Raw genomic sequence first — 25,987 nt, forward strand, 5'->3', positions numbered from 1 at the left:
GTTTATTCACTAAAAAGACAGATAATCCAAAATAATAGAAGTTAATAACCCTAATGAAGCAATAAAACCAATAACAGGGCCACCTTCTTCAAAAGCTTCCGGCAACATCGTAGAAGCAACCATTGACACAATTCCACCCCCGGCGAATGAGGCAATAAAACCCATCATGTTTGGGGTAGCATTTTGAAGAAATAGATATCCAATCCAAGAACAAAGAGCTGAGATAAAGAAGACAGAAAGCCATAATGAAAAAATTTTCTTTTGCTTATATTGGCTTTTTAGTAGTCCGCTTGTCCCGGATATTCCTTCGGGTATATTGCTGATAAAAATAGAAACAACAAGCAGCCAGCTAACGTGGTGCTGTTCAATCAAACTTGCGCCAATCATCAGTGACTCAGGTATAGCATCCATAATGGTACCAATAAAAATGGCTAGTCCCGAGCTAGCGGGGACAAGGTGGTCCGAACGTTTTCTTTTGTGAGCGCCTTTTTTAGCTAAGGAGATGTCAAGAAGAGTAAAAAGTGCTGCGCCTGTTAAAAAGCCTAAAGAAGAAGCAATGATTCCCGCTTCTTTTACCGAATCTTGAATGAGCTCGTAAGCAGCAGCTCCTAACAAAACGCCCGTGCCAAAAGCCATAATATAAGCAGTCAACTGTTTTTTTAAAGGTATAAAAATAGCTATAATAGCTCCAATTAATACAGCTGAGCCTGAGACACCACCCCACATAAGGGCATCTATCACATGAGATCCCTACTTTCTTACGTACTTACTTGTAGTGTAACCATCTCTATGATTATTATGAAACAAGATAAATGAACTAAAAAAATGGAAAAGAATCACTGATTTAGACCTTAAATAAAATAAGTCTTCTGTATAATTGACAAAATTTTCTGATTATGTCCGTTGAAAGTGAAAAAACCTTGTGATAGTCTGATCAAAAGATACAAAGATGGAAAAAAATTCTTTGATCTGTAGAAGATTAAAAAACTTAACGAGGTCACTTTTAAACGAAAGAAGGAATACGAGATGAATTCAAAAGCAGTAAAAAGAGAAAATCGCTATGCTAACTGGATTCCTATGCAAGAAATCAAATCAGTTGAACAGCAGCTTTACCCATTTGATATTTATAACAGTCTGCGTCAAGAGGCACCTATTCGTTACGATGAAAGCCGAAACTGCTGGGATGTATTTGATTATGAAACAGTAAAGTATATTTTAAAAAACCCGTCGCTTTTTTCATCCAAACGAGCAATGGAAGAACGCCAAGAAAGTATTTTAATGATGGACCCTCCAAAACATACAAAGTTACGAAACTTAGTAAACAAAGCTTTTACGCCAAGAGCTATTCAGCACTTGGAGGGTCATATTGAAGAGATTGCAGATTATTTATTAGATGAAGTAAGCAGCAAAAAAAAGTTTGACATAGTAGAAGACTTTGCTGGACCACTGCCGATTATTGTAATAGCAGAGCTGCTAGGAGTACCAATACAAGACCGAGCACTGTTTAAAAAATACTCCGATGACTTAGTGAGCGGTGCTGAAAATAATTCAGACGAAGCTTTTGCGAAAATGATGCAAAAGCGTAATGAAGGCGTGATTTTTTTACAAGGGTATTTTAAAGAAATTATCGCGGAGCGTCAGCAAAATAAACAAGAAGATCTCATTTCGCTTCTTTTAGAAGCAGAAATCGACGGCGAGCATTTAACAGAAGAGGAAGTGCTGGGGTTTTGTATTTTATTGCTAGTAGCAGGTAATGAGACAACAACAAACTTAATTACGAACGGAGTTCGGTATATGACAGAAGACGTAGACGTGCAGAATGAAGTTCGTCGAGACATATCGCTGGTTCCGAACCTGGTAGAAGAAACGCTTCGCTATTATCCTCCTATTCAAGCGATTGGACGCATAGCTGCTGAAGATGTAGAACTTGGAGAGTGTAAGATTAAAAAAGGACAGCAGGTAATTAGCTGGGCAGCGAGTGCAAATAGAGATTCAGCTAAGTTTGAACGTCCTGACACTTTTGTCGTGCATCGTAAAACAAATCCTCACGTGAGCTTTGGATTTGGCATCCATTTTTGCTTAGGAGCACCGCTAGCAAGAATGGAAGGGAAAATTGCTTTTACTAAGTTACTAGAAAAAGGAGAATTTTCGAAAGTTCAAAATCAGTCTTTAAAGCCAATAGGCAGCCCTTTTGTTTTTGGCGTAAAAAAATACGAGATTACTTTTAATAAAGCTTAAAAAGCGAGCGCAAATTATGCGCTTGCTTTTTAGCGTTCAGTGTTCCATTTTTGGTCCTCTGAAGGGGACGTGTACGTGTCCATTGAAGAGATAAGCTGCTCGGGAGTATCAGAAATGTTGATGAGACGAATAGCAGAATCCGTAGAAAACCCTTCATCTACGGCATGCTGAACCATTTGCATAAGCGGGTTGTAGTAGCCGTTCACATTTAATAACCCTACTGGTTTTTTATGTATACCAATTTGAGCCCAGCAAAGAGCCTCAAACAACTCTTCAAATGTCCCGAAACCTCCAGGAAGCGCAATATAACCATCAGCTAACTCGTGCATAGTTGCCTTTCGCTCATGCATGCTCTCTACTTCGATGAGTTCTGTCAGCGCGGTATGAACAATTTCACCGCTAAACAAACCGCGGGGCATAATGCCGATGACTTCGCCTCCATGCTGAAGCATTTCATTTGCGACTTCTCCCATCAGGCCCATTCGCGAGCCTCCGTAAATCAGCCGGTAGTTTTTTTGGGCCATGTAGCGTCCTAGCGAGACGGCGGCCTCTTTATATTCTGTTTTTATTCCAGCGCTTGATCCTGCAAACACACAAATTGATTTCAATTGATTCACTCCTTTGTTTCTTTTCTATATAAGTCTTTTCTGTTTGTGAAGAACAAATTCCTTCTTAATAATTTATGAATTTTCACAATGTCATCGCTTGATTATTCTAAAAACTTTGCTTATAATCAAAGCGAAACGTCTGTTTGAAAGCGTTATCTATTGCTTTTCTTTTAATGGAAAAGACAGTACGTATAGATCTACTTGTAAGATAAGTAGATAACATGAACTTATAGGAAATTTGACCATTTTAAACGTATCAATTAGTAAGCATACGTACTTGCAGGATTAAGACAAGGGGGATATGGGGATATGATGAACAATTTAATACGCACATTAATGGTACAAACACCGACCGTACCGGGAAACTTAGGAAGAGTAGCAACAGCTATTGGAAATGTTGGAGGAGATATTGGTGAAGTTGAAACCGTTAAAGTAGGACATAACTACACCATGAGAAGCATTACGGTTCAAGTAGAAAGTGAAGACCAGCTTGAGGAATTGCTTGAAGCGGTTCGCAGTTTAGAAGGCATTACTTTACATACAGTATCAGATGAAGTTCTTCATGCGCATGAAGGCGGCAAAATTCAAATGAAAAGCAAAATGAAAATTGAGTCAATTGCTGATTTAAGAAGAGTATATACCCCTGGTGTAGCAAACGTTTGCCGTGCTATTCAAGAACAGCCGGACAAAGCGAAGATTTATACGAGTATTGGAAACACGGTTGCGATTGTAACAGATGGTACCGCTATACTAGGATTAGGAAATATTGGTCCAGTTGCAGGAATGCCTGTTATGGAAGGAAAAGCTGCGTTATTTGATCAACTTGCCAATGTAAACGCTATCCCTATTTTGTTGAATGTAAATGAGCCGGAAGAAATCATTCAAACGGTTAAAAATATTTCACCGGGATTTGGCGGTATTTTACTAGAAGATATAGGGTCGCCTCACTGCTTTGAAATTGAAGAACGTTTAAAAGAAGAGCTCGATATTCCAGTTATGCATGATGATCAGCACGGAACAGCGGTGGTGACGCTAGCGGCAGCTATCTCAGCTTGTCGCAGCACAGGTGTGAATTTGAAAGAAGCAAAAGTAGGACAAATCGGCTTAGGAGCTGCCGGCATCGCTACTTGCAGAATGTTCATGGCTTACGGTGTTAAACAGGTGATAGGAGCTGATAAGTCTCCTGAAGCGAATGAGCGCTTAGTCAGCTACGGTGGAAAAGTAGCGGATTCATTAGAAGAGCTTATGGAGAACTGTGATATTGTTATTGCGACAACAGGTGTACCTGGCTTAATACAAAAAGAATGGATTCGAAAAGGGCAAATCATTCTAGCACTTTCTAATCCAAAGCCAGAAATTGAACCTGAAGATGCTCTTGAAGCAGGAGCTATTTACGCTACTGACGGAAGGTCAGTAAATAATGTACTTGGCTTCCCAGGTATTTTCAGAGGAGTGTTAAATGCGGGGGTGCGCGATATTACGCATACGATGCTTGTAGCTGCAGCTGAAGCCATTGCAAATTCAACGCGTCCAGGCGATTTAGTTCCTCATCCTCTTAATCTAGCTGTACATGAAGCAGTATCTGAAGCAGTTGAAAGAGCGGCTGTTGTACACGGAGAGAAAGACGGCGTTTATCGATAACAAACAAGGCTGCCTCGAAATAGGCAGCCTTGTTTGTTTTTTATCAAAAAATAATAAGAAAATAGCAAACTATGAAACTTTTTTCCTTTTTTAACGTAATATAGTAATAGAAATAGTAAAAAAGGTAGAGAAAGGAGTTTTTATGGAGTTTGAACATTTAAAGGGCAAATTGCCCCTCGAGGCTAAAAAAGCGATGCGCTGGCAATCCATTTTTACGCATAGCCTGTGGCTTCTTGCAACAGCGGGTTATTTTCTACTCGTTCATTTTTTTGATTGGTGGTCAATTATTGGATGGATATCAGCTGGACTATTAGTCGTGAGCTTTATCATATATACAATTATAGCTCCAAATGTATATATGAATGTATATTCATATGAAGTCACAGATACTCAAATTGATGTACAAAGAGGGCTGTTTATCTGGTATCATACGAAAATTCCGCTTGTGAAAGTGCAGCACGTTGAAACGTTGACAGGGCCGATTTTTCGAAAATTTGACTTGGCATCTGTTAAAATCATCACAGCAGCTGGAAGCGTCGAAATTCCTGCACTTGTACAAAGAGATGCTGAAGCACTGCGAGAGTATATTGCTAGACTAGCAGAGGTAGATGATGAAGATGAGTAAGCGGCTGCATCCGCTATATATTGCAATAGCATTTATTGAACATATAAAAAATAATATCCTGCCTTTTGTGTTTGTATTTATTGTCAATCGGCACCTGTTGTTTACATATTGGTGGGCAACGCTATTAGCGGGAGGCGTAGTCGCTTTATTTGCTTTTTTTACTTGGAAGGAATTTCGTTATGAAGTAACGGAAACGGAAGTGCGTCTGTATAAAGGGATTTTTAAAAAAGAAAAAAGATTTATTCAACGAAATCGCATTCAATCGATTCAGTTAGATCAGCCTTTTGTTTTTAGAATTCTTCGCTTAGCCCGGCTTCGTATTGACACGGCCAGCAGCGGTACAGATGCTGAAATTGATTTATCTGGTATTTCACTAAAAGAAGCGCACCATCTTAAAGATACGTTAAAGCTGTCAGGGAGTCAGCCGGAAATAAGGGAAAAAAGTCCTGAACGTACGATGAAAGTGTCGGTGAAACAGCTGGCGTTAGCTGCTGCGTTTTCCGGGAATTTTGGCTATATATTTGCTGCTCTTGGTTTTCTCTATCAGTATATTGATACGTATATCAACCGCTGGGTGAAGACAGCTTACGAAGAAGTGATTCATCAATCGATGCTTGGTTTATTTGTATTAGTGGCTGTAATTGTGGTGCTTGCTTATTTGCTGTCTATCGTTTTATATGTGATACGATTTGGCGGTTTTACCGTAGAACGCTACGATCATTATCTACATATTAAATACGGACTGTTAAATAAGAAATCCCTTACGATTCCTTTTCATAAAATACAGGCTGTTACGATAGAGGAAGGATTGGTTCGACGCTTATTTGGATGGTCTTCCGTTTCGTTAAACGTCGTAACCTCTGATTTAAAAGAAAAGGTCTATTTGCACCCGTTTATCCAGCAAAAAAAGATTGCAGCGTTAATGAACGTATATGTGCCGCACTATGAATATATAAAGTGTCCAAGAAATACAGCAATTCAATATGCGTGGTATCCATTACTAGTACCGGTCTTGTTATTTGCGGCGGCAGGGATTGGCATCAGCTTTTGGAAATCCATGTTTGTGTGGATTATTGCTGTGCTCTGCCTTGTATACGTACTTATTCACTGGGGGGGCTATCGTCAAGGCGGCTTAATGATGAACGATGTATTTGTCAGTATTCGATCGCAGTTTTTAACACGAAAAACAACGATTATTAGAAGAAAGAAAATAGAAGAAATTGAGGTGTTTGCAGGCACCTTTTTATGGAAAAAAGGATACAGGAAAATAAAAATTGCAACTATGGGTACAAGCGGCAGCTATAAGTCGGGATATTTTCCATTTGAGATTTGGCATCCTATCTTTCTGCAAGCTACTTCGTCTAAAAAGGCATGAAGAACATCATTGTTCTCCATGCCTTTTGACGTTATCTATTCATTAAATTTTTTCCCTTGCTCGTAATAGCTATTCATCACCTCAACTGGCACCATACTGCCTCCAGTTGACCATACAAGGTGAGTAGCTTTTGACATATCGTTTTCTAGTCCTTGCGCTTGTATATAGGAAGACCCGCTTTCCATCAGGTGGAGAGGTCCTTGTAGACCAGCCGCTGCTGAAGGTTCTATATACATATTTTCACGATTGGCTAGCTCATAAATAAATCGGAAAAGCTGATCATCTTCTACGGTATAAATTCCGCTAATAAGCGATTTTATCGTTTCGCCTACAAAGCTAGATGGCCTTCCTACAGCTAGTCCATCGGCAGCTGTTGCGTTATCAAGTCCAATATCCGTAACGGAAATGCCATCATGCAACTCGGTCATTAATCCAAGCAGCATGCAAGGAGAGTGAGTAGGTTCAGCAAAAAAGCAGTGAACGTGATCACCGTATATTGCTTTTAATCCAAACGTAATACCGCCAGGACCTCCGCCTACTCCGCAAGGTAAATAGACAAATAAAGGGTGTTCGGCGTCTACTTGAATCCGCAGCTCGGCTAGCTGCTTTTTCAAACGTAAAGCAGCGACGGAATAACCAAGAAATAAATCTCTAGACTGCTCATCGTCAATAAAATGACAGGCGGGGTCTGCTTCGGCTTGCTTTCGTCCTTCTTCCACGGCTTTTCCGTAGTCAGACTGATATTCAATAACGGTTACACCTTTAGAACGAAGTAGATCTTTTTTCCATTTTTTAGCGTCCGCTGACATATGGACGGTGACGTTAAAGCCGAGAGTAGCGCTCATAATACCAATGCTTAAACCTAAATTACCGGTAGATCCTACTGCAATAGAATAAGAAGAAAATAACTTTTTACATCGTTCTTCAGCTAGAAGAGCGTAGCTGTCTTCCTCGGTAAGCAGTCCTTCTTTGATAGCAAGACTTTCAGCAAATTTTAATACTTCATAAATGCCGCCTCTTGCTTTAATAGAACCTGATATGGGAAGATCATGATCGCATTTCATCAGTAATTTTCCTTGCAGCATGTTATTCATTTGTTGATTTAAATAGTCTTTCATGTATGCAATTTCTTGAAGAGGTGATTCAATGATTCCTTTTGATGCTTTCAGCTCCGGAAAAGCGATTTGAAGAAAAGAAGAAAAGCGAGAAAGACGTTCTTTTGCATCTTTTATATCTTTGGTATGTAAAGAAAGTGAAGAAAGTTCTCCTTGAGCAGGTTTTATATAAGGATTTATCCAAAGTATTTCCTGTTTATTGATTAAAGGTGTTAATAAAGGATATTCATGCATCCATGTAGCAAGGGGCTTTTGGTGAAATAAATGTGTCGTCATAAAGGCTCCTTTCGCAATATGTTATTTCCTTTATATGTATAGTATCAAGAATAGAAGAAGTTGAAAACGAAAATATCAAAAAGCAGAAAGCACATTTTAACCCCCTCTTGTATACTAATAAAGATAATCTATACAATTACATAGAAAAAAAGGAGAGGAATTCATGCCATTTTCAGGCGATGATAGCAGATGTCCTATCTGCGGAGAAAAAAATAACTGTGCTTCTGTACAAGGCAGAGAAATAGAAAAGTGTTGGTGTATGCAGAAAGTTTTTACTCCTGGTCTGTTTAAACAAATTCCTTTAGAAAGCAGAGGAAAAGCGTGTGTATGTGTCAAATGCGTTGGGAGACAGAAGAAAGAAGGTGAGGATTAACTTGAAAAAAGGAATTATTTCATACGGTGAGGCATTTATTGATTATATTGCTAAAAACGAATTTAACACTAGCTTTGACCATTTTTTGGGAGGCACAACCGTTAATGTAGCAGTTGGAGTTCAGAAGTTAGGAGCAAAAGCATATTATATCTGCAAGTTAGGCAGTGATGAAACAAGTGATTTTGTAAGAAAGAACCTTTTAATTGAAGGAGTGAATCAAAGCGGCTGTGTAATATCGGAGACTAAAAAAGTTTGTGAAGTGTATGTACATAAAAGTAAAGAAGGAGATCGTTACTTTCATTCCTACATAGATTCTACACCTCATGAGCAAGTGTATAAACATGAGCTGCAGGAAGCTTTATTTGAGCAGGCAGCGATTTTTTATTTTGGATCAGGTACGTTGTTTCATCCGATTTCTCAGGAAACTACAAAAGAAGCTGTGAGGCTCGCAAAAAAACATCGTATGCTTGTAGCGTTTGATCCAAATATTCGAATGAAAAGATGGGAAAGTGAAGCAGCATGTAGAAATATCGTGACACCGTTTTTGTCCGAAACAGACATTTTGAAAATCTCTCAAGATGAGCTCCTATTTTTGATGAATTCAGCAGACCTGACAGAAAGCCTAGAAAAACTGAGAGCATATCATATTCCGTACGTATGGGTCACTCAGGGAGAAAATGGCGCAGCAGCCGTTACTGCAAATCAAACGCTTCATGTGAGTGCAAAAGAAGTGCAGGCGATAGACACGACGGGAGCGGGTGATGCATTTATGGCAGGAATTTTATGGTGCGTTCACGAAAAAGGATTACCTGAAAGTGAGGAGTCACAGAAGCAGTACACAACCTTTGCTAACGCGTTAGGTGGAGCAGTTTCGGCAAGGTATGGAGGAATAATTTCGCTTAAAGCAAAAGATGTATCTAGTATAAAAGCAGGTAGCTGATAGCTACCTGCTTTTGAAAGTTTATTATTTAAAAAATGACAGTATAATCATAAGGGCAAAAATAATCGTAAGATGGTTCAATGAGAACACAAACATTAAAGTAGCCCATTTTGTATCTTCTAATTTTTTAAATCCAACAATTCCAAGAAGCATCCACACTAATGTTAAACCGAACATTGTAAATGCGATAATTTTACTAAACGACAAAAATAAGAAAGATGCCGCTAGTAAAATAACTAGGTATACAAGCGTTTGGACTTTGGAACGACGGATACCTTTTACTACAGGAAGCATTGGTACACCTGCGGCTTTATATTCCTCAAGTCTTCTAATCGCAATAGCGTAGAAGTGAGGAGGCTGCCATAAAAACATAAATACAAACAATCCAATTGCTACCGGATGAAATAAGTCTGGTGAAATAGCGGCCCAGCCAATGATTGGAGGCATAGCTCCAGAAATACTTCCGACTTCGGTATTATAAATGGTTGTACGTTTTGTAAGCATAGTGTAAGGCACTACATAAAAGAAAAATCCTAAAATACCCATAATGGCGGCCATGTTAGAAACTAAAAATAAAATACCTACACCGATAACAAATAAAGCCAGTCCTAACCATAGAGCAAATTTAGGGTTGACCGCTCCTGTTACCGTCGGTCTGTCTTTCGTACGTTTCATGATCGCATCAATATCACGGTCATAGAAGTTATTAACTGCCCCAGCTCCTCCTACGACAAAGGATGTCCCAATTAAAGCCAAAATAATGATAGGAATTTGTGTCACAAAGCTTAAGTCATTAACAGCAATTGCGAGACAAAGCCCAGCAACCATTCCTAGTGAGTTCGATTTAATAATCCCAGTTTTTATAATAGCACTGATTACTTCCCGGGAAAAATACTGATTGATAGGAAGTGATTCCTTTGTGATAACTTCGGTATTTTTCACAGCAATTCTCCTTTTTGAGCTTATTCTTGCATGAATAAACCTAATCTTTATTAATCAACTAAACTATTTTAACAAAAAAATATCGTAATTACATCAAGGTTGCTCGTAAAATTTGTTAACATTCCTTGAACTTTTTAAAAAAACAAAGAAAAATGTCGAATTACCAATTAAAAATAAGTACATCCTTTATTATAAGATAAAAATGGAATGCTTAAAAATGAAAATTTTGACTATCTGGTGAACTTTTAACGAGCAAGAAACTCGAACTTAATCGTACCATATTTATTGGTAATTGCAATCACATAGTATGTGATGAAAGAAAAGATGTGGTACATTAAAGAAAGAACTAATAAGTTTATTTACTATGTCTTATTCACAAGGAGGATATATGATGCCAGATAAATATGCTAGCTTCTCTGAACTTGCCTCTTATGAAGTATACAACCAAGACTACAAAATTCAATTTGAAATCAGACCTTCTAACATTATTATGCTTGCGATACACGGCGGAGGTATCGAAACTGGAACATCCGAACTTGCTGTTGGGCTAGCAGGAAACGAATACTCGTACTATATATTTGAAGGGTTAAAGAAAGCAGGAAATGCCGATCTTCATATCACATCCACTCATTTTGATGAACCTCATGCGCTAACTATTATATCGAAAGAAGACTATGTAGTATCTTTTCATGGATACAATGATAAAAGTGAAAAACACACTAAAATCGGCGGTGCTGACAAAGCGTTAAGGTCCAAAGTACATGAAGCGCTTGTTTCCAAAGGTTTTAGTACAGAAATTTTATCAGATCAAGACCCTTTTTCCGGTACAAGCCCTAGAAATATAACCAATAAAACAGCTAGGCGGATGGGTGTGCAAATTGAGATAAGTAAAGCGCAAAGAGAAGCTTTTTTTGCAACTAATACGAGAAATGAACGTAAAAATTCGAAAACCCAGGAATTTTTTGAGTATATATCAGCTATTAGAAGTGCATTTCCTCTTAGATAAATCAGATACGTTTAGTATTTATTAAACAGGTTAGATTTATTACGGACATGTTTGTGGTATACATATAGTAACTACATATACTGGAGGAGATAATCATGAAAACATTTGACCAAGAAGATACCCTAGAACGTCTTAAAGCCTCTTATCGATATTTAAAAAGCGTAGACGTACGGGGAATCAGCACATTAGATGATCAAAAACGAGCGGAAGCTGTGCAGTTAATCGAAGAGATTGGTCTTAAAATATCAGAAATGCGTGTGAAAGTAGAGTGAGAAAAAAGAGAAAGAAGGACATCTGTCCTTCTTTCTCTTTTTCAACAACTATAAACAGGAGATTGGCTATGAATGAGCAATATTATGACGCTTTATTAAATATAAAAACAACGGGAGAACAAAAGGGATTTAATGATTCATTTCATTACCACCGTTATGAACCCACGCCTTATAGTGCATTAGAAACACTTTTCACTCAGTATGAGCTAACAAGCAGCGATAGAATTGTCGACTTCGGGTGTGGAAAAGGAAGGCTGAATTTTTATGTGAACTACCTGTGCAATGCCACCGCTGTAGGGGTAGAAATGAATGAACACTTTTATGAGCAGGCCATAGATAACCAGAGGCGCTATTTAAAAAAAGCCAAGGGTCGCAAACATCATATTCATTTTCAGTGTTGTTTAGCCCAGGAATATAAGATTCATCCACTAGACAACTGCTTTTATTTTTTTAATCCTTTTTCAGTTCAAATTTTTATCCAAGTAGTGAACAATATTTTGCTTTCGTGGGAAGAGAATAAGCGCGAGATTGATTTGATTTTATATTATGGTTCGGAGGATTATCTTCATCATCTCGAAAAACACCCTTCTTTCATTTTAAAAGAAGAGGTAATGCTGCCAGAGTTGGATCGTAAAAACCCATATGAACGGTTTTTGATTTATAAAGTAGCTTATTAAGACGACGTATTTACTGTTTGATAAAGCTGTATCGTGCCGGTTCTATTTAACAAGTCAGCAGGAGGTGGAAAAATATCTGCTGCTTTTATTTATAACTTTTTAGAAATTAAAGCATAACACTTTATTATGTAAGCGCTTTCTGTTATAATGAAATTAGGTTGGATAGCATGCGTGGCTATCGGTGTACTCAGCGCAGGCGGGGCTAGTACAGAAAGAGAAGGCTACATACAAGTTAATAAACATTTAGTGGATAGAAATAAGAACTCTCAAAAACAAATTTATTAATTTGTATGCTAAATCGTAAATTAACAAAAACGGCACTTATGAGAAGGTTTCAGAGAAAAGAACCCAGCATATATTGTATAAGCAATTTTTTTACTCTAAAAAAGGGTAAAGAAATTGCTTATTTATTTTTAAATAAGTGTACAGCTGTTCAGATTTGTTTTGAGATATCTAGCGTTAGTGTATAATAGTAACAAGTATGAAAAGTTGACATTGTGAATTGATTAAAGGGGATTTAAAAATGAGTGAACTAAAAATAGATGATGTAGCGAAGCAAAGCGGTTTAACAAAACGTACAATTCGTTATTATGAACAAATTGGACTGATGCCAGCACCTCCAAGAAGTGAAGGAGGATTTCGTCTGTACACCGAAGAACATGTAGAATTTTTAAAGAAAATTACGAATGCCAAAGAAGTCATGGGTTTTTCGCTTCAAGAATTACAGGAATTTCTTGCTTTAAGTGATACTCTTGAAATACAAAAGATGGATTATAGGCAAGTGAAAGGAACAAGTCAACAAAAAGAAAAGTTAGAGCAAGTGTTACATACGGTAGAAGAGCAGCTCAAGCTGATTGAACAGAAAAAGAAAAATATCTTAAAAGTAGAGTCTGATCTTCTGTCACTGAGAGATCGTGCTAAGACTGCAATTGTAAAATTTGAGCAGGAAGAATCATAAAAAGCAGGCGCATTCACCAGAAGAGTGCGTCTGCTTTTACGGTTTTTATAGGGCATTCATTTATGATTGTGAAGTGTTTTCTTCTAGCTGTACTCCTAAAAGAAGTAGAATAGCCTGTATCCCATCGGCTTTTCCACTGTGAAAGCTTCTTGTTTCAGCATCCAAAGCTTCATTTACAGATTCCATCATATTTGATTCGTACAAGTCTAAAATCAATTGTTTTCCTTCGGGACTCAAATGCAGCTGCCCGCGTTCCTTCATTTTAAACTTCAACTTCTTCAACTCCCTTTCCCATAATACTATTAGTATACAAAATTAATAACATTTACGTAAACGTTAATTTTTGTATGTGGACAGAAGGAACGTATTGAGTATAGGTACTAAGTGAGGTGAGAGATACTTATTATCCTTTGCTTGTTTTAATGTTTGTCAGCTTATATCCGCAGGCTGAGCATGTATAGATAACGTTTTGATTGGACTGAGCAGTTAAAACGGTAGCAAGCTCTTTTTGAGAATGACAGTTAGGACAAATAACAACAGGGGATTTCATGTGATTTTCTCCTTTTCTTTTTTATAGTCAAATTTTATTTTATGTAAAGTTTAATCAAATATCCTTTGTGCTATCAAAAACGACGGAAGACATGTAAAAAAGCATTCTCGCTCAAAAGAAACGGGAATGCTTAAGGTGAGTTTAAAATCCGTCCTGGCTTGCTGTAAATGGAATGTTAAGTCTTCTTTCTACATTGCGTAAGCGCTGATTTAATCTGTTTATACGATCAGTATGTCGCTCCACAACTCGATTTAAACGAGTAATTTCTCTGACTTGCTCCTCATTTTGTCTCTCAAGGGCACGAATTCTTCGTTCAAATCCTCCAAGATTTTGAAGCTGCTGTCTTTCATCGTATTCTTCATGCTGTGGTACGTAAGGGGGATAGTATTGTTGAACTGAGTAATCAACTTGCTGAGGAATGTATCCAGGGTTGAAATAATAAGGGTTCATTAGGGCATCGCTCCTTTTAAATAGTAATTTCAAATCAAACACGATATAACGTATGCGAAGATAAGAAAAATGCTATAGGCACATACCTAAAGACATTCTGTATTTAGAAAAGGAAAGTATTTTTAAAAGTCAAAAGGAGATAGCCGCTCCTTTCTTGAATATGCAAAATAGAAAAGCTTCTTTTTTAGACACTTTATTTAAGAAAGAGGGAAAGTGACTAATGGCTCAAGGAAAACAAAAACCAGCACCTAAAATAGAAGAATCAAAAGCTCCGCCTGCAAAGAAACAAAAGTCGAAGAGCCGAAGCGCTAAAAAAGCGCAGCCTCCTACATCGCCCTGGGTAAAAGTTGCTTCCATTTTATCTAACATTGATTTCATTCGTTTGTTTCGAGTGCTGTTTCTTGCTTTAGTGGTTGCTTTTATTGTGTATCAATATATTTTACTTACAAAGGGAATCTTCATCAAAACATATGCGGCCCTTTGGCATCATCACAAAATGCTCTTGCTGGCTGGAGCTGCATTCATTACCTATACTTCTTTCATTTTTTACCTTGGTTACCGCACCGCTAAAAAACGGTAGAACTGCTCTAGGGGGCGAATAGCATCTATTCTTTGAGCAAACCTTATATGTATATCAGCATAGAGGGGGGAAGAAACGTGGACAAGCAGCGAGCAAAACAAATTGCTGATTCACCCGTTATGGCTAACGTTACGTATAACGATACGGCCGTTTATATTCAACATGTAAGCGAAGAAAATGATACGGTAAGAATTTATCCGCTAGGTCAGCCAGAAAATGAACAAAATGTTTCCGTGAGCCAATTAGTAGAGAATTAAGGTGGATAAATAGAGCTGGTTTTTCAGTTAAATAAAAGCCAGAGAGCTATGTTTTACTCTCTGGCTTTTATTTATTCTTCCCATTTCTTACTGCTGATCTTTTCAATAATTCCATGCAAATCATCGGGCTTATGAAACTCAATCGGGGAAGCGCCATTTTCAAACAGAATCGATTCCGCTTCAATTAAAGCCACGTAGCGTCCGTTCACTTTCGCTAAGTGAATATTTTCCCCGAAATCAGCTAACAGCCCTTTAATCTCTGTTTCGCCAAGCTTCATTTTTAGCTCGGCATCAGGCGTATGCTCGACGATATGAGCAGCAGCTTCCATAACTTGATGCGTATCCAAACGTTCTTGAAGCTCACGCTTTTCACTTGTTGCCCACAGTTCCATGTCCGATTCAAACTGTTCAAGTTCTACGCTTTCTGCTTCAAACGTTTCGCTGACGTGTTCACGCACCATATCCATCACTTGTGTTTTCATAATCTCAGGCATCGGCTCGTTGTAGTCAATGAATTTTAAGAAGTCTTCAAAATAACGGGCGTGAGATGCTTGGTGGATGACAAGTTCACTTTCTTCGACCATTCCTTCTTCAGGCATGTAGGGGTATTGAATAGATTTCATGTTTTTAGTAGTAATTGCCATTTCTACGTGACGAATAAGGGTTGATTCATCTGAAATTGAAGCCACTTTTGGTTCGAAGTCACATTTTAAAATAAACACAAAAGCATGATCAAAATATTTTCTTGGAACAGCGGATACAACTAAAAATGCTCCTCCTCGAACGGCTGCAGTATCAAGGTATGCATTGATAAACTGTTCGCTATTTTCTTCAAATTCTTCTTTGGTTGTGGCAAAACGAGTGCGGTGAAATAAATTATAATTAGGGTTTGAGTCGAGAGCGTGTCCTGGTTCAACTATAAAATACCCGAGCTTTGTAGGCACTTGTTCTGCTTTGGGGTGTCGTTCTACTTTACGCTTTACAATTTTTTTAAATTCACCGTCTAAAAAATCTTTAATCGAACTTTCTTCATATTCTTCCGTATCAAGCGTTTGAAAATGCTTATATTGTTTAGAGGCCTGTTCTTCTTTTCCTTCTACTTGTATTACGTAAAATGATAAAAAATTAATTTTAAAATCCATAGCAGTCACCTTGTTTCTTTTTAGTCAGTTACTTCAGTATAAGAAAGAGTCCGGTAAGCGTCAATGCCTGTTAGCTTTAGGGGAAGAAGATCTATTTATACAATTGATCTGCTGAGGAATAGTGTATAAAGCAAAGAATAAGAGAGGCAGGAGGCCTCTCTTATTTATACTGCTCCAACCGTTCAAAAAAGGTTTTGACAAACTTATAAAAAATTTTATCAGAAGGTGCTAAATCACGATTTCGAGGAATAATCATCCCGACTGTACGCTGAAGCTGCGGCGTATGAATAGGAAGTTTAGTCGTAAAACGAGGAGTCGTTTCAGACACTGTGCTTTCAGGAAGAAGCGTGACGCCGATTCCTGCGGATACAAGACCTTTAATCGCATCTAAATCTTCTCCTTCAGATGAAATATTGGGCATGAATCCTGCTTGTTTGCAAGCGTCAAAGGCCATTTTATGTAAAATGAATCCTTTTGGAAATAGCACAAAATCTTCATTTCTTAAATCCCGCAGCCGAATGTTATCCCGTTCAGCGAGCGGATGATGAGAAGGAACAAGGGCTAAAAGATTTTCAGTGAATAAAATATGCCCTTCTATACTCTGGTCCTCTACAGGTACAGGGCCTAAAAAAGCGATATTAATATCTCTTTTTTTAACCGATTCAATTAAAAATTTATACGAACCTTGTCTAAGATGAAAAGCAACATTTGGGTGTTCTTCTTTAAAGGCTGATATAATAGTAGGAAGAAGGTGACTGGCAAGGCTTGTTGGAAATCCGATTTTAATCGTTCCTCTTTCAGGATCCAGGTATTCATCAATTTGTTCTTTCGCATAGTCAATAGCTTTCATAGCCGTCTCCGTATGCTCAAGAAAGACTTTTCCTATTGCTGTTAACTTGACATTTCTTCCTTCGCGTTTGAATAAACTAACACCTAGCTCAGACTCCAGGTTCGCGATTTGACGGCTGATCGCTGATTGAGCTACATGCAGATATTCTGCCGCCTCAGATACGTGTTCTCTTTTTGCAACTTCCATAAAATAGCGTAATTGACGCAGTTCCATAGGCATCCTCCATCTATATATATCAAAATTAGATTAGTTTTATCTAAATTATATATTGTTTATATTGATTTGAAAACTTACAATGTAAACAGGTGATCTTAAAAAGATAAAGAAAACGAACGGGGGAGAAGAAGATGACATACAATCAAATGCCAAAAGCTCAAGGTCTCTACCGTCCTGAATTTGAGCACGATGCATGTGGAATCGGACTATACGCTCAATTGAAAGGCGTAGCGTCACATGATATCGTTAAAAAAGGACTAAATATGCTTTGCCAGCTTGACCATCGAGGCGGACAGGGAAGCGATCCGCTAACAGGAGATGGAGCTGGATTAATGGTACAAATTCCACACGCGTTCTTTAAAAAGACATGCGCTGAATTGAACTTGCCAGAAAAAGGTCGTTATGGAGTTGGAATGATCTTTTTCTCAAATAATGAAGACGAGCGTCGAGAAATCGAAGCTTATATTAATAAATTAATTGAAGAAGAGGGACAAACGTTACTAGGTTGGAGAACTGTACCTGTAAATGTCGGAAAAATCGGAAAAGTCGCAAAAGAAAGCTGTCCGTACGTACGACAAGTATTTATTGGGGCAAATGACAGTATTCAAGATGACTTAGCGTTTGAACGCAAGCTATATGTTATTCGTAAGCAAGCGGAAAATTGGGCGCAGGCGCGTCAAAACCGTTTTTATTTTACGAGTCTTTCAAGTAGAACAATTGTGTACAAAGGGTTATTAACGCCTGAGCAAGTTGATGCTTTTTATCTTGACCTACAAGATGAAGACTTTACTTCAGCGTTTGCTTTAGTGCATTCTCGCTTTAGCACAAACACGTTCCCAAGCTGGGAAAGAGCACATCCAAACCGTTATTTAATTCATAACGGTGAAATCAATACGCTTCGCGGTAATCAAAACTGGATGAGAGCACGTGAACAGCAGTTTGTTTCGGACGCATTCGGTAAGGATTTGCCGAAGGTTCTTCCAATTTTAGATGCTGAAGGAAGCGACTCATCCATGTTAGATAATGCGCTAGAGTTTTTTGTATTGGCCGGCCGCAAGCCAGCGCATGCAGCGATGATGCTTATTCCAGAGCCTTGGTCTGAGAATCCGCACATGTCAAAAGAAAAACGTGCTTTCTATGAGTATCATAGCGCATTAATGGAGCCATGGGATGGTCCGACTGCTATTTCGTTTACGGATGGAAAGCAAATCGGTGCTATTCTAGACCGTAACGGTTTACGTCCAGCTCGCTATTATGTTACAAAAGATGATTACATCATACTTTCATCAGAAGTAGGCGTCATTGATGTTGAAGATGAAAATGTATTATATAAAGATCGTTTAAGCCCAGGTAAAATGCTTCTAATCGATTTAGAGGAGGGCCGAATTATTTCAGACGAAGAAATTAAATCTGAAATGGCACAGGCTGAGCCTTATCAAGAGTGGTTAGATGAACAGCTGGTAACGTTGCCAGAAGTGCAAGAAGAAAAATCTGAATACTTCGATGATTTGGTCATTCGCCAGAAGTCATTTGGCTACACGTATGAAGATATTCATAAATATTTAGTTCCAGTTATTACAGAAGGAAAAGATCCGCTTGGTTCAATGGGGAACGATACTCCATTAGCCGTGTTGTCTGATCGTCCTCAATCGCTGTTCAATTACTTTAAGCAGCTATTTGCTCAAGTAACGAATCCACCGATTGATGCTATTCGTGAACAGTTGGTTACATCGACAATGACATTGCTTGGTGCAGAAGGGAATCTACTGCATCCAACCAAAGAAAACATTCATCGAATTCAGCTTGAGACGCCGGTTTTAACAAACGATCAAACTGATCAGCTGAAGTCTGCCATTCATCCAGATTTCAAAAGTGCCGTTATATCTGCTGTATTTACAAATGATTTAAAAGCAGATCTTGATCGCGTATTTGCTGAAGCTGAAGCGGCAATTAACGCAGGTGCTAGCATTCTTGTTCTGACAGACCGTGAAGCGGGAGCTCAATCCGTAGCTATTCCAGCTTTATTAGCGGTCAGCGGGCTGCACCAGCACCTAGTGCGAAAAGGAAACCGTACAAAGGCGAGCATTGTAGTGGAAACGGGAGAAGCGCGTGAAGTGCATCATTTTGCAGCGCTGATTGGTTACGGCGCAGACGCAATTAATCCATATCTTACTTTTGCAACATATCAAAATGAAATTAACGCAGGTACGTTGAACGTATCGTATGATTATGCTGTTGAGAAATATGTAAAAGCCGTTACTGAAGGTGTCGTAAAAGTAATGTCTAAAATGGGTATTTCAACGGTGCAAAGTTATCGGGGCGCACAAATTTTTGAAGCAGTTGGAATCAGTGCAGAGGTTATCGAGCAATATTTTACAGGTACTGCCTCGCAGCTTGGCGGTATCGGTTTAGATGTTATTGCAAAAGAAGCAAAAACGCGTCATGACAATGCTTATGTTGAAACAATTGAGCAAACGTTAGAATCAGGAAGTGACTTCCAGTGGAGACACACGGGCGAGCATCATGCGTTTAATCCAAAAACAATTCACACGCTGCAGTGGGCTTGCCGTAAGGGAGATTACAGCTTATTTAAAAAATTCTCTGAATCGGCTAATGAAGAACGCATCGGTTTCTTGCGCAATCTGTTCTCGTTTAATGGATCGCGTTCATCTATCTCCATTGATGAAGTAGAATCAGTTGATTCGATTGTAAAACGTTTTAAATCAGGTGCTATGTCGTTTGGATCTTTAAGTCAAGAAGCTCATGAAACATTAGCAATTGCGATGAACCGTTTAGGGGCACGCAGCAACAGTGGAGAAGGTGGCGAGCATCCTAGCCGCTACACTCTGGATGAGAATGGAGATAATCGCCGCAGTGCGATTAAACAAATCGCTTCTGGGCGTTTTGGGGTGAAAAGTCACTACCTTGTGAATGCGGATGAGCTTCAAATTAAAATGGCACAAGGTGCAAAACCTGGAGAAGGCGGTCAGCTTCCAGGAAACAAAGTATATCCATGGGTGGCAGATGTGCGTGGATCAACGCCAGGAGTAGGCTTAATTTCACCTCCTCCACACCACGATATTTATTCGATTGAAGATTTAGCGCAGCTTATTCATGACTTGAAAAATATAAACCGTGATGCACGAATCAGCGTCAAGCTCGTTTCAAAAGCAGGTGTAGGAACGATTGCTGCCGGAGTAGCAAAAGGAGTAGCGGATGTTATTGTCATTAGCGGTTACGACGGAGGTACGGGAGCATCTCCAAAAACAAGTATTAAACATACTGGACTACCGTGGGAACTTGGCTTATCAGAAGCTCATCAAACGCTTATGTTAAACGGTCTTCGTGAAAAAGTAGTGCTTGAAACAGACGGGAAATTAATGACGGGTAAAGATGTAGTCATGGCAGCACTTCTAGGAGCAGAAGAGTTTGGTTTTGCTACGGCGCCTTTAATTGTTTTAGGCTGTATCATGATGCGTGCGTGTCACTTAGATACATGCCCAGTTGGAGTGGCAACGCAAAATCCAGAGCTTCGTAAAAAGTTCCTGGGAGAAGCGGACCACATCGTTAACTATATGAAATTTGTTGCACAAGAAGTGCGCGAAATTATGGCTGAACTTGGATTTAAAACAGTGGATGAAATGGTTGGACGTACAGACGTATTAAGCGTTAGCGAACGTGCAAAAAATCACTGGAAGGCTCAGCACTTAGACTTAACAACTCTTTTATATCAAGCTGAAGGTGTACGTACCTTTAAAACACCTCAAAATCATAAAATTGACGAATCTCTTGATATGCAAAAGATTTTGCCTGCGGTACAGCAAGCAATCGAGCATAAGTATCAAGTCGAGTTAGAACTTCCAATTTCTAATATTAACCGTGTAGCTGGAACAATTGTGGGAAGTGAAGTTACAAAACGTTACGGTGAGAAAGGTTTGCCAGAAGATACGATTACTCTTCGATTCACTGGCTCTGCAGGACAAAGTTTTGGTGCGTTTGTTCCAAAAGGAATGTCTATGTATCTAACTGGAGATGCAAATGATTATATCGGAAAAGGTTTATCAGGAGGTAAAATCATTGTTGCTCCACCTAAGGAAACAACAGCTGTGTCAGGTGAGAATGTTATCGTCGGGAACGTTGCATTTTACGGTGCAACAAGCGGTGAAGCCTATGTTAGCGGGCTAGCAGGGGAACGTTTTGCAGTTCGTAACAGCGGTGTGAACGTAGTGGTTGAAGGAATTGGCGATCATGGCTGTGAATATATGACTGGCGGACGTGTTGTCGTATTAGGCGATGTAGGTAAAAACTTTGGTGCAGGAATGTCAGGCGGTATTGCTTACGTATTTGCTGATGATCAAGAAGCATTCAAAAACCTTTGTAATAAAGACATGATTGGGTTTGAGGGCTTAAAAGGCGAAGAAGCAGAAGAAGTAAAAGAGATGGTTTCAAATCATCTGAAATATACGAACAGTCATAAAGCAGCATTTGTCTTGGAAAATTGGGAACAATCACTTTCAAAATTTGTAAAAGTGATTCCGAATGATTATAAACGCATGATGAATCGCATTGAAGAGCAAAAAGCAGCTGGACTAACGGAAGAAGAAGCAGCTATGAGTGCGTTTGAGGAAAATGCAAAACAAGAAAAGAAAGCATCGGCAAAACAACAAGAAGCGGTAGCTCAGTAAGAAAGGGGAGAGTACGATGGGAAAACCAACAGGATTTATGGAAATCAAACGTGAAAAAGGGAAGGAACGTGACCCGTTAAAACGTTTAGGTGATTGGAAAGAGTATGCTGCTCCTTTATCTGATGAAGCGCTAAGCCGTCAAGGGGCACGATGTATGGATTGTGGCACACCTTTTTGTCACATGGGAATGGATATTAATGCTTTTACTTCTGGATGTCCAATCTATAACTTAATTCCAGAGTGGAATGATTTAGTTTATAAAGGACGCTGGAAAGAAGCTTTAGAGCGTTTAATGAAAACGAACAACTTCCCGGAGTTTACAGGACGAGTTTGTCCTGCTCCGTGTGAAGGTTCCTGTACGCTTGCTATTTCAGATCCAGCGGTTTCGATTAAGAATATCGAACGCGCTATTATTGATAAAGGCTTTGAGAATGGGTGGATTACTCCGCGTATTCCGGAGAAGAGAACAGGCAAAAAAATTGCTGTTATTGGCTCTGGGCCAGCAGGCTTAGCAAGCGCAGATCAGCTGAACCAAGCGGGTCATTCAGTAACGGTATATGAAAGAGCAGATCGTGCTGGCGGTTTATTAACATATGGAATCCCAAATATGAAGCTAGATAAAGAAGTAGTGGAAAGGCGTGTTCGCTTATTGACGCAAGAAGGTATTGATTTTATAACGAATACGGAAGTTGGAAAAGACATTACTGCTGAAGAGTTAAAAGAACAATATGATGCTGTAATTTTGTGTACAGGAGCTCAGAAGCAAAGAGATCTAGTATTAGAAGGTCGTGAAGCAAAAGGAGTTCACTTTGCAATGGACTACTTAACAACTTCAACAAAAAGCCTTTTAGACTCTAACTTCAAAGATGGTCAATTTATTGATGCTGAAGGAAAAGACGTTATTGTTATTGGAGGCGGAGACACGGGAGCTGACTGTGTAGCTACTGCTCTTCGTCAAAAATGCCGCAGCGTTGTTCAGTTTGGTAAACATCCTCAGCTTCCTGCTGAGCGTACGGCAGATAATATGTGGCCTGAATATCCACATGTATTTAATCTTGAATATGCTTATGAAGAAGCACAGGCGAAATTTGGGGACGATCCACGTGAATACTCAATTCAAACGAAAAAAATCGTGGCAGATGAGCAAGGCAATCTAAAGGAACTTCATACAGTTCAAATGGAAAAAGTAAAAGGGGAAAATGGACAGTACATCTTTACCGAAATTCCAGGAACAGAAAAAGTATGGCCAGCTCAGCTTGTCTTTATTGCGATTGGGTTTGAAGGTCCAGAGCATCCGGTTCTATCAGCGTTTGGTGTTGAAACGAAAAATCGTCGCGTAGATGCAGCGTATGGAAATTACAAAACAAATGTTGAAGGTGTTTTTGCTGCTGGTGACGCTCGTCGTGGGCAAAGTTTAATCGTATGGGCTATTCATGAAGGTCGTGAAGTAGCTAAACAAGTTGATAGCCATCTAATGGGAGCAACTGTATTACCATAACAAAAAACCGTCACAATTGTGGCGGTTTTTTGTTTATCTAGGATTTGGTACTTCATTTCCTCTACGTAAATTTTCAAATGAAACGGTTAAAATCGTGTTGGTAATTCGAACTTGTGAAGCGGGGGAAACGCTGTATAAGTTAAAAAGTTCAAATATCCAGGGGTCACGTTTTTTCAGCTGTCGCGCGGCTTTTTCGACGCGTTCGTTAATAGATCCGCTGTAACTGTTATAGTTATCATCAACAAATCTTACAATGGAACGAAATAAGTATTCTGTTAGTTTGCTATCCATCCCGCCTCGTTGAGCATCTCTGTAGATAGACTGATACTGGCGTTTTAAAATTTTCATCACTCTGTCTACATCGCGTGTAGATCTAACTTCCTCTTCCTCATGCAGGATATAAGAAAATAAGTCTTCATTGTATCTATAAGGTTCTAAATAATTTTCATTCGTAGTAGGAACCACTGGATGGTAATAGCGCGGCATATAGGGGTAAACCCATTGACTGTACATGAAACATTCACACCTTCCTCGTTCATTTCCCATTAGTTTATGCACTAGCGTGCTAGCTGCTGCATGTTTGTTTTAAATAAAATTTAGGAGTTTGATAATAGGACCACCCTCTAAATTCTTGATAAGTCGATACAAAATAAATGTAAATCGGCGTATTTAGTAAGTCTGGATAATGTTGAAAAAACGCTTGGTCTCCGTAAAACATTGCTTCTAAAGCAAGGGGGAGTTCACGACGGAAAATCTGATAACGAAGCTGTGCTTGCTCGCGGCTGAACTCGCCTCCGCTAACAAAAACTTCGCCTTGAATAACTGCCTGTCGATCTGTTACGTGAAGAGCAGCCAGTACTTCATCACGCATATTTTCATCTATCTCCTTGTTGTTATATGAGCATCCGATGCTTAAAAAAAACTGACCGGTTGTATCAGAATGAGTAAGAGTATATTTTCTTCCGGAAACCGGATAGGAGGAAGTAGCAGGGGGAATAAGAGTCGTAGAAAGTTTTGAAGAATTAAACGAACTCATAGTCATTGACACTCCTTTTTTTGAATAAATTTCAATATTATACGGCGCTATGGGCTCAGTTGTGATAAATGTCTACTTTCTTTCTGTAATAAAGGCGTTTTGGTGTACTTTTTGAGAAATGGATGGTAATATTTAACTAAAATTATGCGTGTACAGTCCCCAAGAGTGTCTTCAAAAGCAAATGTGAATGGAGGTTATCACTTGAATATCACAACGTTTGACGGTAGGTATGGAAACTGGCTAACGACTAAAAACCCTCTTCAATTTCAAGCAGCGACTGCCTATGGGAACATTGGGCTGGCTCCTATCTATTGGGGAACAAAAGAAGAAAAAAATGGATGGTATTACATGTATCAGCCTGAAGAAATAACGGGTGTTCAAGTAGAAGGTGAAGTTGATGGTGGTAAGTTTCTCATTCGAATTCCTGATGACTGGAATGGAAAGTTAGTTATGTCAGGAGTTCCAGCTACCAGGGATGAGAAATCAACGGATTTACTGTTCAGCGACTATGTGTTGGCAAAAGGGTTTGCGTTTGCTGCTTCTGATAAAGGAACTCAGGGAGAAGAAGTGCGAGATGATCCATTTGCTAAAGCAAAGAACGCTCTAGTCAAAGAAGAAGACTCCATTAGAAAATGGCATATTCAATACCGAGAAGTGACAAAAATAGCTCAGAGATTTTTGTTTGAAAATTATCGTCACAAACTTCAAAAAGAAGTGACAGAATATTTTGATATAAAAACGTATGCGTTAGGTATTTCTAACGGGGGTTATGTTGTTCGTTATGCTTTAGAAAACGATGGAAAAAATGGAGAGCCTCAGCTTTTTAATGGGGGTGTTGAATGGGAAGGGGTTATGTGGCGAGCTGATCACGATAACTTAATTACTTCCTTAACACCTGTTGTAAATCATGCCGAAGAAGCACTGTACACGGTAGGTGAATCGCAAAAAGAAGCTTTGCACCGTTTGTATCAGGCAGGGTTGCCAAAAGGATCTGAGTTTTTATGGCCATATCATGACCAGTATTATTGGTTTTTAACGCTTAATATATATAGAGATGAGTTTGACAGTCAAGCACCTGGAAGCATTCCATGGCAAAAATACTTGACGCTTTTTGAAAATGGAGTTAGAGATCGTTCGTTAGATTCTATTTTTGAAAAGTATGATTATCAAGAAAGACCCCAAGATGTAAAGCGAAGAGTTCGTGAAATTGAAAATACAGGTGATATTTCCGTTCCGTTGATAAGCATTACAGGGTCGTTAGATGCTCTTATTTTTCCGGATATTCATGCTTATCCTTATGAACAACTGGTAAAAGATTCTGGTAAGCAGCACCTTCATCGTCACTATGTAGTTGAAAATGGAAACCACATTGATAGCTTAGTATGGAATCATCAAATTGACCCAGATCGAAAGCTTCAGCCTCTCCTGCCTTATGTGTATCAAGGATTTGAATTGCTATGTGATTGGGTGGAGAATTTTGAAGAACCTCCGAAAAATAAGAAAATAAGTGCGCCTCTCAAGGAAATGCATGTAAAGGATCTAAAAACAGAGGAAGACGTGCTGCCGTTGACTACAAAGAAAAGCATATCAACAGAAAAATAAATCGCCGAAAACCGTGCCGAAGGTGCGGTTTTTAATTTGGAAAAGCAACGTTTGAATAAAAACAGCTTTGGTGAA

Annotated in this window: 26 protein-coding genes; 15 read left to right on the plus strand and 11 right to left on the minus strand. The window is 38.9% G+C overall.

The window, feature by feature from the left end; translation table 11 throughout:
• Positions 1-9 precede the first annotated feature (9 nt).
• A complete protein-coding gene (locus MKY06_RS10660) occupies positions 10-741 on the minus strand; it encodes a ZIP family metal transporter (RefSeq protein ID WP_013056781.1) in 732 nt (243 codons plus the stop codon).
• Positions 742-1,026: 285 nt separating this feature from the next.
• Here MKY06_RS10660 and MKY06_RS10665 point away from each other — a divergent pair, with 285 nt between their 5' ends.
• Positions 1,027-2,238, plus strand: a complete 1,212-nt coding sequence (locus MKY06_RS10665; protein ID WP_013056782.1) for a cytochrome P450 — start codon at positions 1,027-1,029, stop codon at positions 2,236-2,238.
• 29 nt (positions 2,239-2,267) lie between these two features.
• On the opposite strand, the gene MKY06_RS10670 is transcribed toward MKY06_RS10665, so the two are convergent.
• Complete coding sequence (locus MKY06_RS10670; protein ID WP_029321425.1) at positions 2,268-2,846, minus strand: LOG family protein; 579 nt, start codon at positions 2,844-2,846, stop codon at positions 2,268-2,270.
• A gap of 309 nt (positions 2,847-3,155) precedes the next feature.
• Here MKY06_RS10670 and MKY06_RS10675 point away from each other — a divergent pair, with 309 nt between their 5' ends.
• From MKY06_RS10675 to MKY06_RS10685, 3 genes are all read left to right on the plus strand, one after another.
• Entirely contained in the window at positions 3,156-4,487 is a 1,332-nt protein-coding gene (locus MKY06_RS10675; RefSeq protein WP_014460373.1) for an NAD-dependent malic enzyme, read from the plus strand.
• Between the two features lie 142 nt (positions 4,488-4,629).
• A complete protein-coding gene (locus MKY06_RS10680) occupies positions 4,630-5,112 on the plus strand; it encodes a PH domain-containing protein (protein WP_013056785.1) in 483 nt (160 codons plus the stop codon).
• Positions 5,105-6,487, plus strand: a complete 1,383-nt coding sequence (locus tag MKY06_RS10685; RefSeq protein ID WP_223272349.1) for a PH domain-containing protein — start codon at positions 5,105-5,107, stop codon at positions 6,485-6,487. Before MKY06_RS10680 ends, MKY06_RS10685 begins: the two co-directional genes overlap by 8 nt.
• Before the next feature lie 35 nt (positions 6,488-6,522).
• Here the strand turns inward: MKY06_RS10685 and MKY06_RS10690 are convergent, their stop codons facing one another.
• Positions 6,523-7,878 (minus strand): D-serine ammonia-lyase, encoded by a 1,356-nt coding sequence (locus MKY06_RS10690; RefSeq protein ID WP_013056787.1) that lies wholly within the window; start codon positions 7,876-7,878, stop codon positions 6,523-6,525.
• A 163-nt stretch (positions 7,879-8,041) separates the two neighbouring features.
• Here MKY06_RS10690 and MKY06_RS10695 point away from each other — a divergent pair, with 163 nt between their 5' ends.
• Positions 8,042-8,251 (plus strand): cysteine-rich CWC family protein, encoded by a 210-nt coding sequence (locus tag MKY06_RS10695; protein WP_029321430.1) that lies wholly within the window; start codon positions 8,042-8,044, stop codon positions 8,249-8,251.
• A 1-nt stretch (position 8,252) separates the two neighbouring features.
• Positions 8,253-9,191, plus strand: a complete 939-nt coding sequence (locus MKY06_RS10700) for a carbohydrate kinase family protein (RefSeq protein WP_098287454.1) — start codon at positions 8,253-8,255, stop codon at positions 9,189-9,191.
• 24 nt (positions 9,192-9,215) lie between these two features.
• Here the strand turns inward: MKY06_RS10700 and cyoE are convergent, their stop codons facing one another.
• The gene (gene cyoE / locus MKY06_RS10705; protein ID WP_013056789.1) at positions 9,216-10,133 is read right to left on the minus strand and encodes a heme o synthase; all 918 of its coding nucleotides are present in this window, start codon (positions 10,131-10,133) and stop codon (positions 9,216-9,218) included.
• A gap of 391 nt (positions 10,134-10,524) precedes the next feature.
• Here cyoE and MKY06_RS10710 point away from each other — a divergent pair, with 391 nt between their 5' ends.
• The 4 genes from MKY06_RS10710 to MKY06_RS10725 all read left to right on the plus strand — a co-directional run bounded on the left by MKY06_RS10710 (position 10,525) and on the right by MKY06_RS10725 (position 13,046).
• On the plus strand, positions 10,525-11,139 hold the full coding sequence (locus tag MKY06_RS10710; RefSeq protein WP_029321439.1) for a poly-gamma-glutamate hydrolase family protein: 615 nt from the start codon (positions 10,525-10,527) through the stop codon (positions 11,137-11,139).
• A 95-nt stretch (positions 11,140-11,234) separates the two neighbouring features.
• The gene (locus MKY06_RS10715) at positions 11,235-11,411 is read left to right on the plus strand and encodes a hypothetical protein (RefSeq protein WP_013056791.1); all 177 of its coding nucleotides are present in this window, start codon (positions 11,235-11,237) and stop codon (positions 11,409-11,411) included.
• Positions 11,412-11,479: 68 nt separating this feature from the next.
• Positions 11,480-12,088: a methyltransferase gene (locus MKY06_RS10720; protein ID WP_098287455.1), complete on the plus strand. Its 609-nt coding sequence runs from the start codon at positions 11,480-11,482 to the stop codon at positions 12,086-12,088.
• A gap of 523 nt (positions 12,089-12,611) precedes the next feature.
• Positions 12,612-13,046, plus strand: a complete 435-nt coding sequence (locus tag MKY06_RS10725) for a MerR family transcriptional regulator (RefSeq protein WP_013056794.1) — start codon at positions 12,612-12,614, stop codon at positions 13,044-13,046.
• 60 nt (positions 13,047-13,106) lie between these two features.
• Here MKY06_RS10725 and MKY06_RS10730 read toward each other — a convergent pair whose 3' ends face one another.
• The 3 genes from MKY06_RS10730 to MKY06_RS10740 form a co-directional block, all read right to left on the minus strand.
• On the minus strand, positions 13,107-13,319 hold the full coding sequence (locus tag MKY06_RS10730) for a hypothetical protein (protein WP_013056795.1): 213 nt from the start codon (positions 13,317-13,319) through the stop codon (positions 13,107-13,109).
• Positions 13,320-13,449: 130 nt separating this feature from the next.
• Complete coding sequence (locus MKY06_RS10735) at positions 13,450-13,596, minus strand: hypothetical protein (RefSeq protein ID WP_013056796.1); 147 nt, start codon at positions 13,594-13,596, stop codon at positions 13,450-13,452.
• A 141-nt stretch (positions 13,597-13,737) separates the two neighbouring features.
• Positions 13,738-14,046 (minus strand): flagellar hook-associated protein FlgK, encoded by a 309-nt coding sequence (locus tag MKY06_RS10740; protein ID WP_013056797.1) that lies wholly within the window; start codon positions 14,044-14,046, stop codon positions 13,738-13,740.
• Positions 14,047-14,266: 220 nt separating this feature from the next.
• Between MKY06_RS10740 and MKY06_RS10745 the strand changes: the two genes are divergently transcribed.
• The gene (locus MKY06_RS10745; protein WP_029321442.1) at positions 14,267-14,626 is read left to right on the plus strand and encodes a hypothetical protein; all 360 of its coding nucleotides are present in this window, start codon (positions 14,267-14,269) and stop codon (positions 14,624-14,626) included.
• A 77-nt stretch (positions 14,627-14,703) separates the two neighbouring features.
• Entirely contained in the window at positions 14,704-14,883 is a 180-nt protein-coding gene (locus tag MKY06_RS10750) for an H-type small acid-soluble spore protein (RefSeq protein WP_013056799.1), read from the plus strand.
• A 71-nt stretch (positions 14,884-14,954) separates the two neighbouring features.
• On the opposite strand, the gene MKY06_RS10755 is transcribed toward MKY06_RS10750, so the two are convergent.
• Together MKY06_RS10755 and MKY06_RS10760 are read right to left on the minus strand one after the other, a co-directional pair.
• Entirely contained in the window at positions 14,955-16,025 is a 1,071-nt protein-coding gene (locus MKY06_RS10755; RefSeq protein WP_098287456.1) for a DUF3900 domain-containing protein, read from the minus strand.
• A 160-nt stretch (positions 16,026-16,185) separates the two neighbouring features.
• On the minus strand, positions 16,186-17,088 hold the full coding sequence (locus tag MKY06_RS10760; protein WP_013056801.1) for a LysR family transcriptional regulator: 903 nt from the start codon (positions 17,086-17,088) through the stop codon (positions 16,186-16,188).
• Positions 17,089-17,222: 134 nt separating this feature from the next.
• Here MKY06_RS10760 and gltB point away from each other — a divergent pair, with 134 nt between their 5' ends.
• Together gltB and gltD are read left to right on the plus strand one after the other, a co-directional pair.
• Positions 17,223-21,776: a glutamate synthase large subunit gene (gene gltB, locus MKY06_RS10765; protein WP_053487229.1), complete on the plus strand. Its 4,554-nt coding sequence runs from the start codon at positions 17,223-17,225 to the stop codon at positions 21,774-21,776.
• 16 nt (positions 21,777-21,792) lie between these two features.
• Entirely contained in the window at positions 21,793-23,274 is a 1,482-nt protein-coding gene (gene gltD / locus MKY06_RS10770) for a glutamate synthase small subunit (RefSeq protein WP_057273080.1), read from the plus strand.
• Positions 23,275-23,307: 33 nt separating this feature from the next.
• Here gltD and MKY06_RS10775 read toward each other — a convergent pair whose 3' ends face one another.
• Together MKY06_RS10775 and MKY06_RS10780 are read right to left on the minus strand one after the other, a co-directional pair.
• Positions 23,308-23,787, minus strand: a complete 480-nt coding sequence (locus tag MKY06_RS10775; protein WP_064471612.1) for a hypothetical protein — start codon at positions 23,785-23,787, stop codon at positions 23,308-23,310.
• 52 nt (positions 23,788-23,839) lie between these two features.
• Positions 23,840-24,310: a staygreen family protein gene (locus MKY06_RS10780; protein WP_029321454.1), complete on the minus strand. Its 471-nt coding sequence runs from the start codon at positions 24,308-24,310 to the stop codon at positions 23,840-23,842.
• A 201-nt stretch (positions 24,311-24,511) separates the two neighbouring features.
• Here MKY06_RS10780 and MKY06_RS10785 point away from each other — a divergent pair, with 201 nt between their 5' ends.
• On the plus strand, positions 24,512-25,912 hold the full coding sequence (locus MKY06_RS10785; protein ID WP_041816546.1) for a tannase/feruloyl esterase family alpha/beta hydrolase: 1,401 nt from the start codon (positions 24,512-24,514) through the stop codon (positions 25,910-25,912).
• The last annotated feature ends 75 nt before the right edge of the window (positions 25,913-25,987 follow it).

The sequence above is a fragment of the Priestia sp. FSL P4-0332 genome (assembly GCF_038005845.1).
Lineage (GTDB): Bacteria > Bacillota > Bacilli > Bacillales > Bacillaceae_H > Priestia.

Coding starts and splice junctions, on each gene's coding strand:
- MKY06_RS10745 (WP_029321442.1), top strand. CDS start 14,267: ATGGCTCAAGGAAAACAAAAACCAGCACCTAAAATAGAAGAATCAAAA.
- MKY06_RS10725 (WP_013056794.1), top strand. CDS start 12,612: ATGAGTGAACTAAAAATAGATGATGTAGCGAAGCAAAGCGGTTTAACA.
- MKY06_RS10675 (WP_014460373.1), top strand. CDS start 3,156: ATGATGAACAATTTAATACGCACATTAATGGTACAAACACCGACCGTA.
- MKY06_RS10735 (WP_013056796.1), bottom strand. CDS start 13,596: ATGAAATCCCCTGTTGTTATTTGTCCTAACTGTCATTCTCAAAAAGAG.
- MKY06_RS10685 (WP_223272349.1), top strand. CDS start 5,105: ATGAGTAAGCGGCTGCATCCGCTATATATTGCAATAGCATTTATTGAA.
- MKY06_RS10665 (WP_013056782.1), top strand. CDS start 1,027: ATGAATTCAAAAGCAGTAAAAAGAGAAAATCGCTATGCTAACTGGATT.
- gltD (WP_057273080.1), top strand. CDS start 21,793: ATGGGAAAACCAACAGGATTTATGGAAATCAAACGTGAAAAAGGGAAG.
- gltB (WP_053487229.1), top strand. CDS start 17,223: ATGACATACAATCAAATGCCAAAAGCTCAAGGTCTCTACCGTCCTGAA.
- MKY06_RS10710 (WP_029321439.1), top strand. CDS start 10,525: ATGCCAGATAAATATGCTAGCTTCTCTGAACTTGCCTCTTATGAAGTA.
- MKY06_RS10780 (WP_029321454.1), bottom strand. CDS start 24,310: ATGAGTTCGTTTAATTCTTCAAAACTTTCTACGACTCTTATTCCCCCT.
- MKY06_RS10760 (WP_013056801.1), bottom strand. CDS start 17,088: ATGGAACTGCGTCAATTACGCTATTTTATGGAAGTTGCAAAAAGAGAA.
- MKY06_RS10755 (WP_098287456.1), bottom strand. CDS start 16,025: ATGGATTTTAAAATTAATTTTTTATCATTTTACGTAATACAAGTAGAA.
- MKY06_RS10695 (WP_029321430.1), top strand. CDS start 8,042: ATGCCATTTTCAGGCGATGATAGCAGATGTCCTATCTGCGGAGAAAAA.
- MKY06_RS10690 (WP_013056787.1), bottom strand. CDS start 7,878: ATGACGACACATTTATTTCACCAAAAGCCCCTTGCTACATGGATGCAT.
- MKY06_RS10775 (WP_064471612.1), bottom strand. CDS start 23,787: ATGTACAGTCAATGGGTTTACCCCTATATGCCGCGCTATTACCATCCA.
- MKY06_RS10720 (WP_098287455.1), top strand. CDS start 11,480: ATGAATGAGCAATATTATGACGCTTTATTAAATATAAAAACAACGGGA.
- MKY06_RS10740 (WP_013056797.1), bottom strand. CDS start 14,046: ATGAACCCTTATTATTTCAACCCTGGATACATTCCTCAGCAAGTTGAT.
- MKY06_RS10680 (WP_013056785.1), top strand. CDS start 4,630: ATGGAGTTTGAACATTTAAAGGGCAAATTGCCCCTCGAGGCTAAAAAA.
- MKY06_RS10715 (WP_013056791.1), top strand. CDS start 11,235: ATGAAAACATTTGACCAAGAAGATACCCTAGAACGTCTTAAAGCCTCT.